Source organism: Pseudomonas sp. NPDC089996, from assembly GCF_044748405.1.
Classification (GTDB): domain Bacteria; phylum Pseudomonadota; class Gammaproteobacteria; order Pseudomonadales; family Pseudomonadaceae; genus Aquipseudomonas.
Genome location: NZ_JBIVGA010000004.1, coordinates 1 through 15,995 on the forward strand (window position 1 = coordinate 1; position 15,995 = coordinate 15,995).

The window sequence follows — 15,995 nt, forward strand, 5'->3', positions numbered from 1 at the left end:
CGATCTCTCGTAGCGGGAGGCGAATAATACAGCGTTTAAAACCGCTGTCAACCTTCATCTCGACCGCTATCGATCATTCGATCGAAGCCCTTTCAATGACCTCTTAACAATCTAACTCATTGAATTTCAAGGAGTTTGTCGTTCCGATGTCGCTGGAAGTGGGGCGCATTATAAGGGGATTTAGAACCCCGTCAACCCTTAATTTCAAGAAACTTTAATATCGCTGAAAAACAAAGCGGGGAGGCCTACCGGCCTCCCCGCTTCATCTACGCCCCTTACAAACTAGGGAATGCAAACTGCGACGCCTCATGGCTGGCCCGCTGCGGCCAACGCTGGGTAATCGCCTTGCGACGGGTATAGAAGCGCACACCATCCGGGCCATAGGCATGCAGATCGCCGAACAGCGAACGCTTCCAGCCACCGAAGCTGTGGTAGGCAACCGGCACCGGCAGCGGTACGTTGACACCGACCATGCCCACTTCGATCTCGTCGCAGAACAGGCGCGCCGCTTCACCGTCACGGGTGAAGATGCAGGTACCGTTACCGTACTCGTGATCGTTGATCAGTTGCATGGCCTGCTCCAGGCTGTTCACGCGCACCACGCACAGCACCGGGCCGAAGATCTCTTCTTTATAGATGCGCATTTCCGGGGTCACGTTGTCGAACAGCGTGCCACCGACGAAGTAGCCATCTTCATTACCTGCCACACGGAATCCACGGCCATCGACCACCAACCTGGCGCCAGCAGCAACGCCATCGTCTATATAGCCAACGACCTTGTCGCGTGCAGCGGCCGTTACCAGGGGTCCCATGTCCAGGCCGCACGAAGTGCCAGCGCCAATCTTCAGCGCCTTGATCTGCGGCTCCAGCTTGGCGATCAGTGCATCGGCAACCTGGTCACCCACACACACCGCCACCGAAATAGCCATGCACCGCTCGCCGCAGGAGCCGTAGGCTGCACCCATCAGCGCACTGACCGCGTTGTCCAGGTCGGCATCGGGCATCAGTACCGCGTGGTTCTTCGCACCGCCCAAGGCCTGCACGCGCTTGCCGCGCTTGGTGCCTTCGGCATAGATGTACTCGGCAATCGGGGTCGAACCGACAAAGCTCAGTGCTTTCACCTCCGGTGCTTCGATCAGTGCATCAACAGCTTCCTTGTCACCATGCACCACGTTGAGGATGCCCTTCGGCAGGCCAGCCTCCAGCAGCAACTGGGCGATGAACAGGGTCGAACTCGGGTCACGCTCGGAGGGCTTGAGGATGAAGGCGTTACCGCAGGCAATGGCCAGCGGGTACATCCACAGCGGCACCATGGCCGGGAAGTTGAACGGGGTGATACCGGCAACCACGCCCAGCGGCTGGAAGTCGGACCAGGCATCGATGTTCGGGCCGACGTTGCGGCTGTATTCGCCTTTGAGCACTTCCGGTGCCGCGCAGGCGAACTCGACGTTCTCGATGCCGCGCTTCAGTTCACCGGCAGCGTCTTCCAGGGTCTTGCCATGCTCTTCGCTGATCATCTGCGAGATGCGCGCTTCGTTCTGCTCCAGCAGTTGCTTGAAACGGAACATCACCTGGGCGCGCTTGGCCGGTGGCGTATTGCGCCAGGCCGGGAAGGCGGCCTTGGCCGAATCGATGGCTTCCTGCACGGTCGCGCGGCTGGCCAGTTCGACCTTGCGTACCGCCTGGCCAGTGGATGGGTTGAAGACATCGGCGGTGCGCTCACCTTTGGTAACCAGTTCGCCGTGGATCAGGTGCTGAACAATGCTCATGCAAAACTCCAGATAAAAAAGGTTGAGTCAGGCGCGTGGTTAGCTCACGCGCCCTACGTCAAAAGCGGAAAGATCAGTCGATCTGGTTGAGGGCTTCACCGACCGCGTCGAACAGGCGGTCCAGTTCCTGCGGCTGGGTATTGAAGGTTGGGCCGAACTGCAGGGTGTCGCCACCGAAGCGCACATAGAAGCCGGCTTGCCACAGCTTCATCGCTGCTTCGTAAGGCCGCACGATCGCATCACCATCGCGGGCAGCGATCTGGATCGCGCCGGCCAGGCCGTAGTTACGGATGTCGACAATGTTCTTGGTGCCCTTCACGCCGTGCAGCAGCTTCTCGAAGTGCGGTGCCAGTTCGGCAGCCGACTGCACCAGGCTTTCCTTCTGCAGCAGGTCGAGCGCGGCGAGGCCGGCGGCGCAGGCTACGGGGTGCGCGGAATAGGTGTAGCCGTGGGGGAATTCCACCGCATATTCCGGGGTCGGCTGGTTCATGAAGGTCTGATAGATCTCGCTGGTGGCGATCACTGCACCCATCGGGATAGCACCGTTGGTGATCTGCTTGGCGATGCACATCAGGTCAGGGGTGACACCAAAGGCCTCGGAACCGGTCATGGCGCCCATGCGCCCGAAGCCGGTGATCACTTCGTCGAAGATCAGCAGGATGTTGTGCTGGCTGCAGATTTCGCGCAGGCGCTTCAGGTAACCCTTCGGCGGCGGCAGCACACCGGCAGAGCCAGCCAGCGGCTCGACGATCACCGCCGCGATGTTCGACGCATCGTGCAGTTCGATCAGCTTGAGCATTTCATCAGCCAGGGCAATACCGCCCTCTTCCGGCATGCCTTTGGAGAAGGCGTTCACCGGCAGCACGGTGTGAGGCAGGTGGTCTACGTCCAGCAGCTGGCCGAACATCTTGCGATTGCCATTGACGCCCCCCAGGCTGGTGCCGGCAATGTTCACGCCGTGGTAGCCACGGGCACGGCCAATGATCTTGGTCTTGCTGGCCTGGCCCTTCAGGCGCCAGTAGGCACGCACCATTTTCAGCGCAGTGTCGCAGCACTCGGAGCCGGAGTTGGTATAGAAGACGTGGTTCAAGTCGCCCGGGGTCAGGTCGGCGATCTTCTCGGCCAGCTGGAACGACAGCGGGTGGCCGAACTGGAACGCCGGGGAATAATCGAGAGTGCCAACCTGGCGTGCGACCGCCTCGGTGATCTCCTTGCGGGTATGCCCGGCGCCACAGGTCCACAGGCCAGAGAGGGCGTCGAAGATCCTGCGCCCTTTGTCATCGACCAGGTAGTTGCCTTCAGCCGCCACGATCAGGCGCGGGTCGCGCTGGAAGTTACGGTTGGCGGTGTAGGGCATCCAGTGGGCGTCCAGCTTCAGCTGGCTGGCGATGCCGGTGGTAGCGGTTTCGGGCATGTTCATCGGCGGTTCCTCGGAAGACGATCGGGCAACGATGGATGTTGTTGCAGCTAAACTCGCACGCGGATAAAGTCTGAAAAAGCCTACATTTCTAATCTTCAGGTAGCGCAAGACTAAACTTATGAGCCGACGCCCCGACCCTCTCGCACAAGTCAGCGATTTCGACATCCGCCTGCTGAAAATCTACCGGAGCGTGGTTGAATGCGGCGGCTTCTCGGCTGCGGAGAACGTGCTGGGAATCGGCCGCTCGGCCATCAGCCAGCAGATGAACGACCTTGAGCAACGCCTGGGCTTGCGCCTGTGCCAGCGCGGCCGGGCCGGTTTTTCGTTGACCGAGGAAGGACGCGAGGTCTATCACTCGGCACTGCAGCTGCTCAGTGCGCTGGAAAGCTTCCGCACCGAGGTCAATGGCCTGCACCAGCACTTGCGCGGCGAGCTGAACATCGGCCTGACCGATAACCTGGTCACCCTGCCGCACATGCGCATTACACATGCCCTGGCCGAGCTCAAGGACCGCGGCCCGGATGTGCGCATCCAGATCCGCATGATCGCCCCCAGCCAGGTCGAGCAGGGGGTACTGGACGGTAGCCTGCACGTTGGTGTGGTGCCACAGACCAGCCCGCTGTCCGGCCTGGAATACCAACCGCTGTACAGTGAACGTTCACAACTTTACTGCGCAGTTGGCCACCCGTTGTTCTACGCCGACAACCAGCAGATCGACGATGGGCGCCTCAACAGCCAGGAAGCCATTGCGCCGACTTTCCGCCTGCCCGCAGAAATCCAGGCGCATTACCAGGCGCTCAACTGCACCGCCAGTGCCTCGGACCGCGAAGGCATGGCGTTCCTCATCCTCACCGGGCGCTACATCGGCTACCTGCCCGACCACTACGCGATGTTCTGGGTCCAGCAAGGTCGCCTGCGTGCACTCAAGCCGGCGCAACGCTATTACGACCTGAGCCTGAGCTGGGTAACCCGCAAGGGGCGGCGGCCGAACCTGGTGCTGGAAAGCTTCCTGGAGAGCCTGGCTGCGACACGCTGATGCCTGCTTCTGACGCTAAGGCTTGTCACGCCAGCACAGGCAGGTAATCTTGTCCGACATTCGTTGCCACAGACCTGTCCGGAATCGTCCATGACCCTAGAAGTCCCTGCGCATCGCCTCGCCGCCTCGGGCAAACCCGCCGGCCGCATCCGCCAGAAGAACGAACAGGCCATCATCCAGGCCGCCGAGGACGAATTTGCCCGCCATGGGTTCAAAGGCACCAGCATGAACACCATCGCGCTGAAAGCCGGCTTGCCCAAGGCCAACCTTCATTATTACTTCACCAACAAGCTCGGCCTGTACATTGCCGTGCTGAGCAACATCATCGAGCTGTGGGACAGCACCTTCAACGCCCTGAGCGTCGATGACGATCCGGGTGAAGCGTTAAGCCAGTACATCCGCACCAAGATGGAGTTTTCCCGGCGCAACCCGCAGGCCTCGCGGATCTTCGCGATGGAAGTGATCAGCGGTGGTACCTGCCTGACGGAGTATTTCAGCGCTGACTACCGCGAATGGTTCCGCGGCCGGGCCGCCGTGTTCCAGGCCTGGATGGAAGCCGGCAAGATGGACACCGTCGACCCGGTGCACCTGATCTTCCTGCTCTGGGGCAGTACCCAGCACTATGCCGACTTCGCCACCCAGATCTGCCAGGTCACCGGCCGCAGCCGCCTGACCAAGCAAGACATGGAAGATGCCAGCAGCAACCTTATCCACATCATTCTCAAGGGGTGCGGCATAAAGCCGAGTGCCTGACGTTCATCTATGCCTTCTACCCTGCTCGACCTCTGCGAATTTCGCGAGGAGATCCGCAAGAGCCGCTTCATCACCCTCGCCGGCCCGATCAACAGCGCCGCCGAGGCGATGAGCTTCATCGAACGCCACAGCGACCTGGCCGCCACGCACAATTGCTGGGCGTGGAAGATCGGCGGGCAATACCGCAGCAATGACGATGGCGAACCGGGCGGTACCGCCGGGCGACCCATCCTTGCGGCCATCGAAGCGCAGGACTGCGACCAGGTGGTGGTACTGGTGATTCGCTGGTACGGCGGTATCCAGCTGGGCACCGGTGGGCTGGCGCGCGCTTACGGTGGTGGCGCCAACAAGTGCCTGCAGCAAGCCCCCAAACGGCTGCTGGTGCAGCGCAGCGAGTACGCGTGCAGTTGCACCTTCAGCGAACTGGCACTGGTGAAACTGCGCTTGGCGGACGTGGATGGCCTGGTGCTCGACGAGCAGTTCACCGCCAATGGCGTCGAGCTGCAGATCGCCGTGGGCGAAGCGCACCTGCCCGCATTGCAGCAACAGCTGGCGGACTTGAGCCGGGGCCGGATCATTCTCGAAGCAAGGTGAGATTTTGCTCACAACAACTGTGGGCTGGCCTGTGGATAAGCTTGGGGCACTCCCTTGTAAACCACGCTCTGCAAGGCCTGCAGAGCATTGATCATATTTTGATCACGGTTTGATGACAGCCCTAAACAACTGATCCATCACTACTTATCCCCAATACCACAAGCCGCTTGCACCGAGGCGCACGCCCCGTTTGCGCACAGTAACTGTGGACGAGCCTGTGGATAACCCGTTAGCCAACAAGCCAAGCGCCCGCCCGTAAACGGCCAGGCAGAACTGTCTATTTTTTAACCAGCCGTAGGACAGGCGTACTCGGCAAGTCTGCAGTATGCTCAATTCCATTTCCCACATAGAAAGGAACGTTGCTATGGCAACTCCAAAAAATGCCCTCATCATCGGCGCGTCTCGTGGTCTTGGACTGGGCCTGGTGCAACGCCTGCAAGAACACGGCTGGAATATCACTGCAACTGTGCGCAACCCACAAGCGCCTGGCGACCTTGCCGAAGTACCCGGCGTGCGTATCGAACAGCTGGAAATGAACGACACCGCCCAACTCGACGGCCTCCAGCAGCGCTTGCAAGGTGAAGTGTTCGACCTGGTGTTCGTAAACGCCGGCGTCATGGGCCCCTTGCCGCAAGACCTGGAAAGCGTGCAAACCCAGGCCCTCGGTGAGCTGTTCATGACCAATGCCGTGGCCCCTATCCGCGTCGCTCGCCGCCTGGCCGGTCAAGTGCGCGAAGGCAGCGGCGTGCTGGCGTTCATGAGCTCGATCCTCGGTAGCGTCACCATCCCCGACGGCGGCGAGATTTGCCTGTACAAGGCCAGCAAGGCCGCGCTCAATTCGATGATCAACAGCTTCGTGGTCGAACTGCAGCGCCCTGACCTGTGTGTGCTGGCCATGCACCCGGGCTGGGTGAAAACCGACATGGGTGGCGAAAATGCCGAAATCGACGTGCTCACCAGCACCCGTGGCATGCTCGAGCAGATCTATGCCCAAAGCGGCCACGGTGGCCTGCGCTTCATCAACTACAAGGGCGATTCGCTCACCTGGTGAGGTGAATACCGACCGGCCGGGCGCAATGCCCGGCCAGGCCCTGTAGAATGGTGGCAACCGTACCTGATCTGAGACATCCCCCTTATGTATGACTGGCTGAATGCCCTGCCCAAGGCCGAATTGCACCTGCACCTCGAAGGTTCGCTGGAGCCTGAACTGCTGTTCGCCCTGGCCGAGCGCAACAAGATCACCCTGCCATGGAACGACGTGGAAACCCTGCGCAGCGCCTACGCCTTCAACAACCTGCAGGAATTTCTCGACCTGTACTACCAGGGTGCCGACGTACTGCGCACCGAGCAGGACTTCTACGACCTGACGTGGGCCTACCTGCAGCGTTGCAAAGCGCAGAACGTTATCCACACCGAACCGTTCTTCGACCCGCAGACCCACACCGACCGTGGTATCCCGTTCGAAGTCGTGCTCAATGGCATCAACCAGGCACTCAAGGACGGTCGCGAGCAACTGGGCATCGGCAGCGGCCTGATCCTGAGCTTCCTGCGCCACCTCAGCGAAGAAGAAGCGCAGAAGACCCTCGACCAGGCCTTGCCCTTCCGCGACGCCTTCATCGCCGTCGGCCTGGACAGCTCGGAAATGGGCCACCCGCCGAGCAAGTTCCAGCGCGTGTTCGACCGCGCCCGCAGCGAAGGTTTTGTGGCAGTGGCCCATGCCGGGGAGGAAGGCCCACCCGAGTACATCTGGGAAGCCCTCGACCTGCTGAAGATCAAGCGCATCGACCACGGCGTACGCGCCATCGAAGACGAACGCCTGATGCAACGCATCATCGACGAACAGATCCCGCTCACCGTCTGCCCGCTGTCCAATACCAAGCTCTGTGTGTTCGACCACATGAGCCAGCACAACATCCTCGACATGCTCGAACGCGGCGTGAAGGTGACGGTGAACTCGGACGACCCGGCCTACTTCGGCGGCTACGTCACCGAGAACTTCCACGCCTTGCACACTCACTTGGGCATGACCGAAGACCAGGCCCGTCGGCTCGCGCAAAACAGCCTGGATGCTCGCCTGGTCTGAAGCCGCTAACCGACCTGCATCGTCGTCACGCGGGCGATGCGGTTGATCTGCTGCACGCCTTCGGCGGAAATCTGCAGTACCCGCGAGCCTTCGGGCTCGCGTATCCAGCCAGACTGCAGAAACAGTTTGAGCAATGCCTGACCAAGGCTGCCGCCCAGGTGCGGCCCTTGGTCGTTCCACTCATTGCAATGGCAGATCACACAGCCGTTCTGTCGGCGTGATGCCAGCGCGTCTATGTAGACGCCTATGGCAGCCAACTGCGTTCGCCCCTCCTCGCTGACCATCAGTTTCCTCTCGCTGCCCTCCAGCCAGTTCGCCACTACCAGCCGGTGATACAACTCACCCGCCAGCTCGCCGCCCAGGTGATCACCGCAGCGACGTGCCCTGCGCATCGATACCGGCAACTGCAACGTCTCTGTACGCGGCCCCTTCCCCGACGCCAGCTGGACGCTGGCCAACGCTTCGACGGCTACGCCCACCTGTGGTGTAGCGAGCCTGAAGTAGCGTTTGCGGCCACGCGCCTCAAGCCTGAGAAGGCCCGCCGAATACAACAGCGACAGATGGGCACAGGCCGAAGACGAGGTCAGCCCGGTCATCATCGCCAGTTCATCGGTCGGTCGCGATGTGCCATCGATTAGCGCCCACAACATTGCGCTACGCTTGGGGTCGGCCATCAGGCCGGCAATCTGACTGATACTGCTGACTGCATTCATGTCCCTTCATCTCCCTGCATGATCACGTCTGGTTTCCAGAGGCCAGCCTTGGCTACGCCGATCGCCCCTCAAGCAAACTGCCCAGGCGCCAGTATAAGCGGCACCCGCCTCGCTCTTGGCAGGCCCGCGCATGCCTGGACGGGCGCACCTGTCGTTGGGTGGGGCACCCCACAAGCGAATCGGTGCCTGCAAAAAGGCTCTCCGACCTGACGCAGAAAGGAAAATACAGGGCATGGGGAAGAATGGCCCTGAGCGGGCAGCGACTCTGCTGACAGCGAGCTTCCTCAAATAGCGCAAATCAAAGTGAAGCTTCTACAGCAATCCAGGCAATAGCCGCAGAAACGTCGGACAAGCCGTTGGGAAAGCGCCATGACCGCCAGTCAGGGCGCTGATGCATGTCGTGGCGCGGGGGTGCTGCAGCGCTACACTTGACCCGCTCTCCCCCGAATCGGAGGTATGCCGCGATGAAAATTGTCGTCAGTGCGTCGAACCGCAACCCCAACTGCCCCTGGCAGGTGAGGCTCGACCAGCATGTGGTGAGTTTCCGCAGCGAGGCCGAAGCACGTGCCTTCGTTGCCACCCTGGAAACCCGCCTGCAGGCACCTCACCCACTCATGCCGGACGCGTGGCCTGCAAACGCCGGGTCAACAGCGCGACACTGACCACCAGTGCCCCGCACAGGCTGATCACCAAGGTCATGGGCACAGCACTGCCATCATGCAGTACGCCAACCAGCGACGCCGCCGCGGCCGCGACGCTGAACTGCAGGCAGCCCATCATTGCAGAGGCGCTGCCCGCCCGCGCGCCCTGGCCACTCATGGCGCAGGCCGAAGCGTTGGGTATGATGCAGCCCAAACTGGCAATGCAGACGAACAGCGGCACCAGCAATGGCCACAACTGGGCCGGGCGCAGGGCTGCCACGCCCAGCAGCACCAGGCCTGCTGCGAGATAGAGCCAGACCGCGCGCACCAGCAAGAATGCCGGGCCGCGTTTGGCCAGCAGGCGCGCATTGACCTGGGCTACCAGAATGAAGCCTGCGGCGTTGGTGCCGAACAGCCAGCCATAGTGTTCCGCAGGTACGCCATAGAGTTTGATGAATACGAAAGGCGAACCGGCGATGTAGGCGAACATCCCGGCGATGGCAATACCACCGGTCAACGCATGACCGATGAACACCCGATCAGCCAACAATCGCAGGTACTGGCGCAATGCACCTGACAGCGGCTGACGCGGCATGTGCGTCGGCAGGCTTTCCGGAAGGCCCAGGCTTACCGCCAACAGGCTGGCAGCGCTGAACAGGCTCAGTGCGAGGAAGATCGACTGCCAACCGGCCACGTTCACCAGCACACCGCCCAGCATCGGCGCAAGGATCGGCGCCAGGCCCATCACCAGCATCAACTGCGAGAACACCTTGGCCGAGGCCACCGGGTCACACTTGTCACTGACGATGGCGCGCGACAGCACCATGCCGGCACAACCGCCCAGCGCCTGAACAAACCGCGCGACGATCAAGGTGTCGAGGTTGGGCGCGTAGGCACAGGCCAGCGAAGCCAGGGTGAACAGCGCCACGCCGAACAGCAGCGGCGTGCGTCGACCGAAACGGTCAGCCACCGGCCCGTAGGCCAGCTGGCCGATCGACAGGCCAAGGAAATAGGCCGCCAGGGTGGTCTGTACATGTTTTTCATCGGTGGCGAACGCCTGTGCCATCGCCGGGAAGGCAGGCAGGTAGAAGTCGATCGCCAAGGGGCCGAACGCACTCAGTGCGCCCAGAATCAGCACCATTCGCAGGTTCATCAGGAATCCATAGCAGGCTAAGCAAGCCGCCAAGTCTACCTGCACTGGGCACCTTCAGTACGAAAACATTTGCAACAAAACAGGGTCGCAATGCGCCCGCTGCGGTTCAGGCCACCTCGGCCGTGTAACCTTCCTCACGAATGGCCGCCAACACCTGCGCGGCGTCCAGCGAAGTGCGCACACGTACCTGTTTGCCTGGGAGGTCGACCTCGACCTGCGCCTGCGCATCCTGCTCCTGCACCGCACGAGTCACTGCTTTCACGCAATGGCCACAGGTCATGCCTTGAACATTGAACACTTGCATGGTTACTGCCTCTTTCAGGGTTTTAGCCAGTTTCAAGCTTGCCATCGGGGCAAGGTCAAGTTCTGGCTGAACCGGCCGGGCTGGAAATCCGCGCAGACCTCAGCCAAGCTGCGCCTTTGACGATTTGTGCAAGCAGGAGATTTTTCATGTTCAGGACAGCAGTGGGCGTTGTCGGGCTGTTGGCCGCGCTGGCCGCAGTGCCGCAGGCCAGCGCCGAGGGCAACTCGGACTACAGCGTGCTGATCATTTCCCGGGAGCGCCTGGAAGTGGCCACCAGCTGCGAAATCGGCGTGTACCTCAACGATCAGCTCTCCGGTCGCGTATTCCAGGAGCAGTCCACATCCTTCAACCTGCCGCCCGGCCCTATCGACGTGCGCCTGCGTCTGCTGCCCGGGCAGATGCCAGGCTGCGCTCCCGGCGTCGAGGACCAGCGCAGTACCCGGCTCAACCTGCAAGCGGGGCAGATCAGCAAGTACCGCATCGCCATGGGCCACAATGGCCTTGAATTGAAGCGAGCCGGCCTGGGCTATTGACCTTCCCTGCGTGGCAAGGTTGATGCTGATGCTCAAGCCCTGCCAAGGAAGAGAGCCATGTCCGCATCTACCACGTTCGACCTGCCGATCTCCGGCATGACCTGCGCCAGCTGCGCGGGCCGTGTCGAGCGCGCCTTGCGTAAAGTCAGCGGCGCTGATCAGGTCAGCGTCAACCTCGCCACCGAACATGCCAGGGTCCAGGCACCAGCCGACAGCCTGCCAGCCCTGGTCGAGGCCGTGCGCGGCGCCGGCTACGGCGTGCCGAGCCGAACCGTGGAGCTGCAGATCGGCGGCATGACCTGCGCCAGCTGCGTCGGTCGTGTCGAACGCGCGCTGGGCAAGTTGCCGGGGGTCGAACAGGTCAGCGTCAATCTGGCCAGTGAGCGTGCCCACCTTGTAGTGCTGCAGGCGCTCGAAGACTCGTTGCTGATTGCCGCTGTGGAAAAAGCCGGCTACAGCGCCAGCCTGCCGCAAGCAGCCATGGACGATCAGCGAGATGCCCAACGGCGCCTGCGCAACGAGCGCCTGGCCGTTGCGGCCGCGCTGTTGCTGGCCCTGCCCCTGGTGCTGCCGATGCTGGTGCAGCCGCTTGGCCTGCACTGGATGCTCCCGGCCTGGGCGCAGTTCGTGCTGGCTACCCCGGTGCAATTCGTGCTCGGCGCACGCTTCTACAAAGCCGCCTACAAAGCCGTGCGTGCCGGTGCCGGCAACATGGACCTGCTGGTCGCGCTGGGCACCAGTGCGGGTTATGGCCTGAGCCTGTACCAGTGGGCCAAGGCCCCCGCCGGCATGGCACCCCATCTCTATTTCGAGGCTTCGGCGGTAGTCATCGCGCTGGTGCTGCTGGGCAAATACCTCGAAAGCCGGGCCAAGCGCCAGACCGCCAGTGCCATCCGCGCCCTTGAAGCGCTGCGGCCAGAGCGCGCCGTGCGTGTGGTCGAAGGCCGCGAAGAGGACATACCGATCGCCCGGTTGCGCCTCGGCGACCTGGTGCTGGTCAAACCCGGCGAACGTTTCCCGGTCGACGGCACTGTAGAAGAAGGCAGCAGCCACGCCGATGAAGCACTGATCAGCGGCGAAAGCCTGCCGGTGCCCAAGCAACCCGGCGACAGTGTCACCGGCGGTGCCATCAATGGCGAAGGTCGGCTGCTGGTGCGTACCCAGGCGCTGGGTACGGAAACCGTACTGGCCCGGATCATCCGCCTGGTCGAGGATGCACAAGCTGCCAAGGCACCAATCCAGAAACTGGTCGACCGGGTCAGCCAGGTGTTCGTGCCAGCCGTGCTGGTGCTGGCACTGGCCACCTTGATTGGCTGGTGGCTGGCGGGTGCAGCGTTGGAGACCGCGCTGATCAATGCGGTCGCGGTGCTGGTGATCGCCTGCCCCTGTGCCCTGGGCCTGGCCACACCGGCGGCAATCATGGCCGGTACCGGTGTCGCTGCCCGCCACGGCATCCTGATCAAGGACGCCGAAGCACTGGAGCGTGCCCACGCGGTCAACCGCGTGGTGTTCGACAAGACCGGCACCCTCACCTCCGGCAGTCCTCGCGTGGTCCACAGCCAGGCACTGGCCGGGGATACCAGCGACCTCCATCGCCTGGCCGGTGCCCTGCAACGCGGCAGCGAGCACCCTTTGGCCAAGGCGGTGCTGGATGCTTGCGCCGAGCAAGGTCTGGCCGTGCCCACAGTGACAGACAGCCAGTCACTCACCGGCCGCGGCATTGCCGGGCGGGTGGAAGGCCGCGAACTGGCGCTGGGCAATCGCCGCCTGCTCGAAGACAGCAACCTGCAACCTGGTGAGCTGGCTACCCAGGCTCAAGCCTGGGAAGCCGAAGGCCGCACCCTGTCGTGGCTCATCGAGCGCGGTGCAGCCCCGCGCGTACTCGGCCTGTTCGCCTTTGGCGACAGCCTCAAGCCCGGCGCCGGGCAGGCCATCGCCGCCCTGCACGCCCGCAGCATCAGCAGCCACCTGCTGACCGGTGACAACCGCGGCAGTGCCAAGGTGGTGGCCCAAGCGCTGGGCATCGACGACGTGCACGCTGAAGTGCTGCCAGCCGACAAGGCCGCCACCGTGGCCGCTCTGAAAAAGGACGGCGTGGTGGCAATGGTCGGTGACGGCATCAACGATGCCCCTGCCCTGGCCGCCGCCGATATCGGCATCGCCATGGGCGGCGGCACCGACGTGGCCATGCAGGCTGCCGGCATCACGCTGATGCGCGGCGACCCGCAGCTGGTGCCCGCTGCGCTGGAAATCAGCCGCAAGACCTATGCAAAAATCCGCCAGAACCTGTTCTGGGCCTTCATCTACAACCTGATCGGCATTCCCCTGGCCGCACTGGGCTATCTCAACCCGGTACTGGCCGGCGCCGCCATGGCGTTGTCCAGTGTCAGCGTGGTCAGCAATGCCCTGTGGCTGAAGACCTGGAAACCCACCAGCACCTCGCAGGAGGCCCGATGAACATTGGCCAGGCAGCCCGCCGCAGTGGGCTCAGCACCAAGATGATCCGCTATTACGAGTCCATCGGCCTGCTCAAGCCGGCCACCCGCAGCGACAGTGGCTACCGCGTGTACCAGGCCGAGGACTTGCACAGCCTGGCGTTCATCAAGCGCTCTCGAGACCTTGGGTTTTCACTGGAAGAGGTGGGCAAACTGCTGACCCTGTGGCAGGACCGCGGACGCGCCAGCGCCGACGTCAAAGCGCTGGCCATGCAGCATATCGATGAACTGAACCGCAGAATCGAGGAATTGGTGAGCCTGCGCGACACGCTAAGCGATCTGGTTGCCAGCTGCCAGGGCGATGACCGCCCGGATTGCCCGATTCTGAAAGACCTGGCCAATGGCGCAAGCTGCTGCCGTTGAGGGCGTGTGGCGTGCTGTCATCAGCACGCCACACGCATTTGGTATGCCATATTAGCCCAAAGCCGACCGATTAGTCGTCAAATGCGACTTCGCCCAACAAATACGGGCACCATGCCTAAGAATTACCCGGATGCTGCCGATGTAGTCACTACCTGCCTCGCGTGCAAAAAATAAAATCCGGGAGCGTTGATGAACATCAAACAGAAACTGACGTGGGCATTTGCGATCATCGCCGGCTTGCCCATCGTCCTCGTGGCCACATTGGTGGTGATCAACCTGCGCGGCGATGCCCGCGATGGCTTCCTCGACAGCAGCAGCCGGGAAATCCGCCAGGTCGGCAACGCCATGAACCTCTTCTTCCAGGGCATCGACCAGAACGTTGCCTATCTGGCCTCGCAACCCATGGTGGCGGCCACCGGCAATAACCTGAACAAATTCATGAGCGCCACCCCTTCCTACGAGCTGGGCGATCAGGACAAGCAACTGCTGGAATTCTTCACCCGCCTGGCAGAGTCTCACCCTGGCTATGCCTATGTTTCCTACGGCGTAAGTGATGGAGGCTACGTCGGCTGGCCGGCCGGGCAGAAGTTCGTCAACTATGACCCGCGCCCACGCCCGTGGTACCAGCTGGCCATGGCCAACCCCGGCAAGACCGTGCGCACCGGTGCCTATTACTGGGCCGCAGACGATGCCGTGCTGATCAGCACCGTGCGCGCCGTGGCCAACCAGCTCGGCAACCCGGGCGGGGTGGTCAATATCGATGTTTCACTCAAGGGCCTGACCGAGATCGTCAAGCAGATCAAGCTGGGCGAAAGCGGCTACCTGATGCTGGTTGAAAACAACGGCAACGTGATGGTCGACCCACGCGATGCCAGCCACAACTTCAAGCAGTTGGCCAGCTTTGGCGGCGGCTATGCCGAACTGGCCAAGGCCGGCAAAGGCCTGGTCGAGGTCGAGATCGACGGCGAGCGCTACATGGCCAACGTCTACCCTGACGAGAAGCTGGGCTGGACCTTCATCGGCCTGATCCAGCAAGGCGAAGTGATGCAGACCACCACCCGCCTGACCTGGCTGATCGGTGCCATCGCGCTGGTGCTGGCGGCACTGTTCGCCGTGGTCGGCGCAGCCTTCGCCAAACTCATCGTGCGCCCGATCAACAGCGTCACCAGCGGCCTGGAAGACATTGCCCAGGGTGAAGGCGACCTGACCCGCAACCTCGAGGTGCGCGGCCGCGACGAAACCGCACAACTGGCCAACTGGTTCAACCAGTTCCTCGGCGCCATCCGCAGCCTGATCCAGCATATCGGCTCGGCCGCCAGCAAGATCCTCAGCACGTCCAGCAGCTCGACCCGGGTCTCCAGCGACATGGCCGAGGCTGCCGGGCGCCAGCGTGAAGCCGTGGACATGGTCTCCACCGCGTTCCACGAAATGGTCGCCACCGCCAACGAAGTGGCCCGCTCGTGCAGCCAGGCCGCGCAATCGGCCGACAGCGGTCAGCAACAGGCCCGTGAAGGGCAGCAGCAGATCGACGCGGCGGTCAACAGCGTCGACCGCCTGAGCCAGGAAATCGAGCAGTCGGCCCAGTCGATCCAGCAGCTGGAGCGCGACAGCAACGCCATCCAGTCGATCCTCGGCACCATCCGCTCGATTGCCGAACAGACCAACCTGCTGGCGCTGAACGCAGCCATCGAAGCCGCGCGGGCCGGGGAACAGGGCCGCGGCTTTGCCGTGGTGGCCGACGAAGTGCGCGCGCTGGCCAAACGCACAGCCGACTCCACTGCCGAGATCGATGGTTTGCTGGGCAACCTGGCCAGCCGTACCGCCGAAGTGGCCGAGCAGATGCATGCCAGCCTGGAAGTGTCGCAGCAGTCGGTCAGCCGCATCGGCCTGGCCCGTGACAGCTTCGGGCAGATCCGCGAGTCGGTGGACATCATCCGCGACATGAACACGCAGATCGCCACGGCGGCGGAAGAACAACACCAGGTGGCCGAGGACATCAACCGCCATATCAGCCAGATTCACGGGGATGCGCAGTTGGTGGCCGAACTGGCCCAGGCGGCACGTCAGGACTCCGAGAGCCTGGCTGGGCTGTCCAATGAGCTGGACTCGCTGGTGCGTCGCTTCCGTACCTGAGTCCT

At 62.6% G+C, this 15,995-nt stretch carries 15 protein-coding genes and 1 pseudogene; 11 read left to right on the forward strand and 5 right to left on the reverse strand.

Annotated features, from left to right (window positions below):
* Positions 1–275 precede the first annotated feature (275 nt).
* Positions 276–1,769 carry a CoA-acylating methylmalonate-semialdehyde dehydrogenase gene (locus tag ACIPW4_RS07890; protein ID WP_400656470.1) on the reverse strand — a complete coding sequence of 498 codons (1,494 nt, stop codon included), beginning with the start codon at positions 1,767–1,769 and terminating at the stop codon, positions 276–278.
* A gap of 73 nt (positions 1,770–1,842) precedes the next feature.
* On the reverse strand, positions 1,843–3,189 hold the full coding sequence (locus ACIPW4_RS07895) for an aspartate aminotransferase family protein (protein ID WP_400656472.1): 1,347 nt from the start codon (positions 3,187–3,189) through the stop codon (positions 1,843–1,845).
* Positions 3,190–3,307: 118 nt separating this feature from the next.
* Here ACIPW4_RS07895 and ACIPW4_RS07900 point away from each other — a divergent pair, with 118 nt between their 5' ends.
* The 5 genes from ACIPW4_RS07900 (at position 3,308) to ACIPW4_RS07920 (ending at position 7,655) form a co-directional block, all read left to right on the forward strand.
* Positions 3,308–4,225 carry a LysR family transcriptional regulator gene (locus ACIPW4_RS07900; protein ID WP_400656473.1) on the forward strand — a complete coding sequence of 306 codons (918 nt, stop codon included), beginning with the start codon at positions 3,308–3,310 and terminating at the stop codon, positions 4,223–4,225.
* Positions 4,226–4,315: 90 nt separating this feature from the next.
* Positions 4,316–4,978 carry a TetR/AcrR family transcriptional regulator gene (locus tag ACIPW4_RS07905; protein ID WP_400656475.1) on the forward strand — a complete coding sequence of 221 codons (663 nt, stop codon included), beginning with the start codon at positions 4,316–4,318 and terminating at the stop codon, positions 4,976–4,978.
* Positions 4,979–4,987: 9 nt separating this feature from the next.
* Positions 4,988–5,572, forward strand: coding sequence for an IMPACT family protein (locus ACIPW4_RS07910; protein WP_400656476.1), 585 nt, complete (start codon positions 4,988–4,990; stop codon positions 5,570–5,572).
* 364 nt (positions 5,573–5,936) lie between these two features.
* Entirely contained in the window at positions 5,937–6,623 is a 687-nt protein-coding gene (locus ACIPW4_RS07915) for an SDR family oxidoreductase (protein WP_400656478.1), read from the forward strand.
* An 84-nt stretch (positions 6,624–6,707) separates the two neighbouring features.
* Positions 6,708–7,655: an adenosine deaminase gene (locus tag ACIPW4_RS07920; RefSeq protein ID WP_400656480.1), complete on the forward strand. Its 948-nt coding sequence runs from the start codon at positions 6,708–6,710 to the stop codon at positions 7,653–7,655.
* Positions 7,656–7,660: 5 nt separating this feature from the next.
* Here ACIPW4_RS07920 and ACIPW4_RS07925 read toward each other — a convergent pair whose 3' ends face one another.
* Positions 7,661–8,368 carry an ArsR/SmtB family transcription factor gene (locus ACIPW4_RS07925; protein ID WP_400656482.1) on the reverse strand — a complete coding sequence of 236 codons (708 nt, stop codon included), beginning with the start codon at positions 8,366–8,368 and terminating at the stop codon, positions 7,661–7,663.
* A gap of 464 nt (positions 8,369–8,832) precedes the next feature.
* On the opposite strand from ACIPW4_RS07925, the gene ACIPW4_RS07930 reads away from it, so the two are divergent.
* Positions 8,833–9,030, forward strand: a complete 198-nt coding sequence (locus ACIPW4_RS07930; RefSeq protein WP_240349693.1) for a hypothetical protein — start codon at positions 8,833–8,835, stop codon at positions 9,028–9,030.
* Here the strand turns inward: ACIPW4_RS07930 and ACIPW4_RS07935 are convergent.
* Both ACIPW4_RS07935 and ACIPW4_RS07940 read right to left on the reverse strand, forming a co-directional pair.
* Positions 8,981–10,162 carry a multidrug effflux MFS transporter gene (locus tag ACIPW4_RS07935; RefSeq protein ID WP_400656485.1) on the reverse strand — a complete coding sequence of 394 codons (1,182 nt, stop codon included), beginning with the start codon at positions 10,160–10,162 and terminating at the stop codon, positions 8,981–8,983. The genes ACIPW4_RS07930 and ACIPW4_RS07935 overlap by 50 nt on opposite strands.
* Positions 10,163–10,268: 106 nt before the next feature.
* A complete protein-coding gene (locus tag ACIPW4_RS07940) occupies positions 10,269–10,466 on the reverse strand; it encodes a heavy-metal-associated domain-containing protein (RefSeq protein WP_400656487.1) in 198 nt (65 codons plus the stop codon).
* A gap of 146 nt (positions 10,467–10,612) precedes the next feature.
* Between ACIPW4_RS07940 and ACIPW4_RS07945 the strand changes: the two genes are divergently transcribed.
* The 5 genes and pseudogenes from ACIPW4_RS07945 (at position 10,613) to ACIPW4_RS07965 (ending at position 15,990) form a co-directional block, all read left to right on the forward strand.
* Positions 10,613–10,999, forward strand: a complete 387-nt coding sequence (locus ACIPW4_RS07945) for a hypothetical protein (RefSeq protein WP_400656488.1) — start codon at positions 10,613–10,615, stop codon at positions 10,997–10,999.
* A gap of 57 nt (positions 11,000–11,056) precedes the next feature.
* The gene (locus ACIPW4_RS07950) at positions 11,057–13,456 is read left to right on the forward strand and encodes a heavy metal translocating P-type ATPase (RefSeq protein ID WP_400656490.1); all 2,400 of its coding nucleotides are present in this window, start codon (positions 11,057–11,059) and stop codon (positions 13,454–13,456) included.
* Positions 13,453–13,857, forward strand: a complete 405-nt coding sequence (gene cueR / locus ACIPW4_RS07955) for a Cu(I)-responsive transcriptional regulator (RefSeq protein ID WP_400656492.1) — start codon at positions 13,453–13,455, stop codon at positions 13,855–13,857. The genes ACIPW4_RS07950 and cueR overlap by 4 nt, the downstream gene beginning before the upstream one ends.
* A gap of 345 nt (positions 13,858–14,202) precedes the next feature.
* Positions 14,203–15,132 (forward strand): annotated as a pseudogene (locus ACIPW4_RS07960) (cache domain-containing protein); the annotation flags it as partial.
* A gap of 129 nt (positions 15,133–15,261) precedes the next feature.
* The gene (locus tag ACIPW4_RS07965; RefSeq protein ID WP_371856896.1) at positions 15,262–15,990 is read left to right on the forward strand and encodes a methyl-accepting chemotaxis protein; all 729 of its coding nucleotides are present in this window, start codon (positions 15,262–15,264) and stop codon (positions 15,988–15,990) included.
* Positions 15,991–15,995 lie beyond the last annotated feature (5 nt).

Bases quoted from the DNA above. Each gene is read 5' to 3' on its own strand.
- ACIPW4_RS07930 (WP_240349693.1), top strand. From the start codon at position 8,833: ATGAAAATTGTCGTCAGTGCGTCGAACCGCAACCCCAACTGCCCCTGG.
- ACIPW4_RS07900 (WP_400656473.1), top strand. From the start codon at position 3,308: ATGAGCCGACGCCCCGACCCTCTCGCACAAGTCAGCGATTTCGACATC.
- ACIPW4_RS07945 (WP_400656488.1), top strand. From the start codon at position 10,613: ATGTTCAGGACAGCAGTGGGCGTTGTCGGGCTGTTGGCCGCGCTGGCC.
- ACIPW4_RS07935 (WP_400656485.1), bottom strand. From the start codon at position 10,162: ATGAACCTGCGAATGGTGCTGATTCTGGGCGCACTGAGTGCGTTCGGC.
- ACIPW4_RS07940 (WP_400656487.1), bottom strand. From the start codon at position 10,466: ATGCAAGTGTTCAATGTTCAAGGCATGACCTGTGGCCATTGCGTGAAA.
- ACIPW4_RS07915 (WP_400656478.1), top strand. From the start codon at position 5,937: ATGGCAACTCCAAAAAATGCCCTCATCATCGGCGCGTCTCGTGGTCTT.
- cueR (WP_400656492.1), top strand. From the start codon at position 13,453: ATGAACATTGGCCAGGCAGCCCGCCGCAGTGGGCTCAGCACCAAGATG.
- ACIPW4_RS07890 (WP_400656470.1), bottom strand. From the start codon at position 1,769: ATGAGCATTGTTCAGCACCTGATCCACGGCGAACTGGTTACCAAAGGT.
- ACIPW4_RS07950 (WP_400656490.1), top strand. From the start codon at position 11,057: ATGTCCGCATCTACCACGTTCGACCTGCCGATCTCCGGCATGACCTGC.
- ACIPW4_RS07910 (WP_400656476.1), top strand. From the start codon at position 4,988: ATGCCTTCTACCCTGCTCGACCTCTGCGAATTTCGCGAGGAGATCCGC.
- ACIPW4_RS07965 (WP_371856896.1), top strand. From the start codon at position 15,262: ATGGTCTCCACCGCGTTCCACGAAATGGTCGCCACCGCCAACGAAGTG.
- ACIPW4_RS07905 (WP_400656475.1), top strand. From the start codon at position 4,316: ATGACCCTAGAAGTCCCTGCGCATCGCCTCGCCGCCTCGGGCAAACCC.
- ACIPW4_RS07920 (WP_400656480.1), top strand. From the start codon at position 6,708: ATGTATGACTGGCTGAATGCCCTGCCCAAGGCCGAATTGCACCTGCAC.
- ACIPW4_RS07895 (WP_400656472.1), bottom strand. From the start codon at position 3,189: ATGAACATGCCCGAAACCGCTACCACCGGCATCGCCAGCCAGCTGAAG.
- ACIPW4_RS07925 (WP_400656482.1), bottom strand. From the start codon at position 8,368: ATGAATGCAGTCAGCAGTATCAGTCAGATTGCCGGCCTGATGGCCGAC.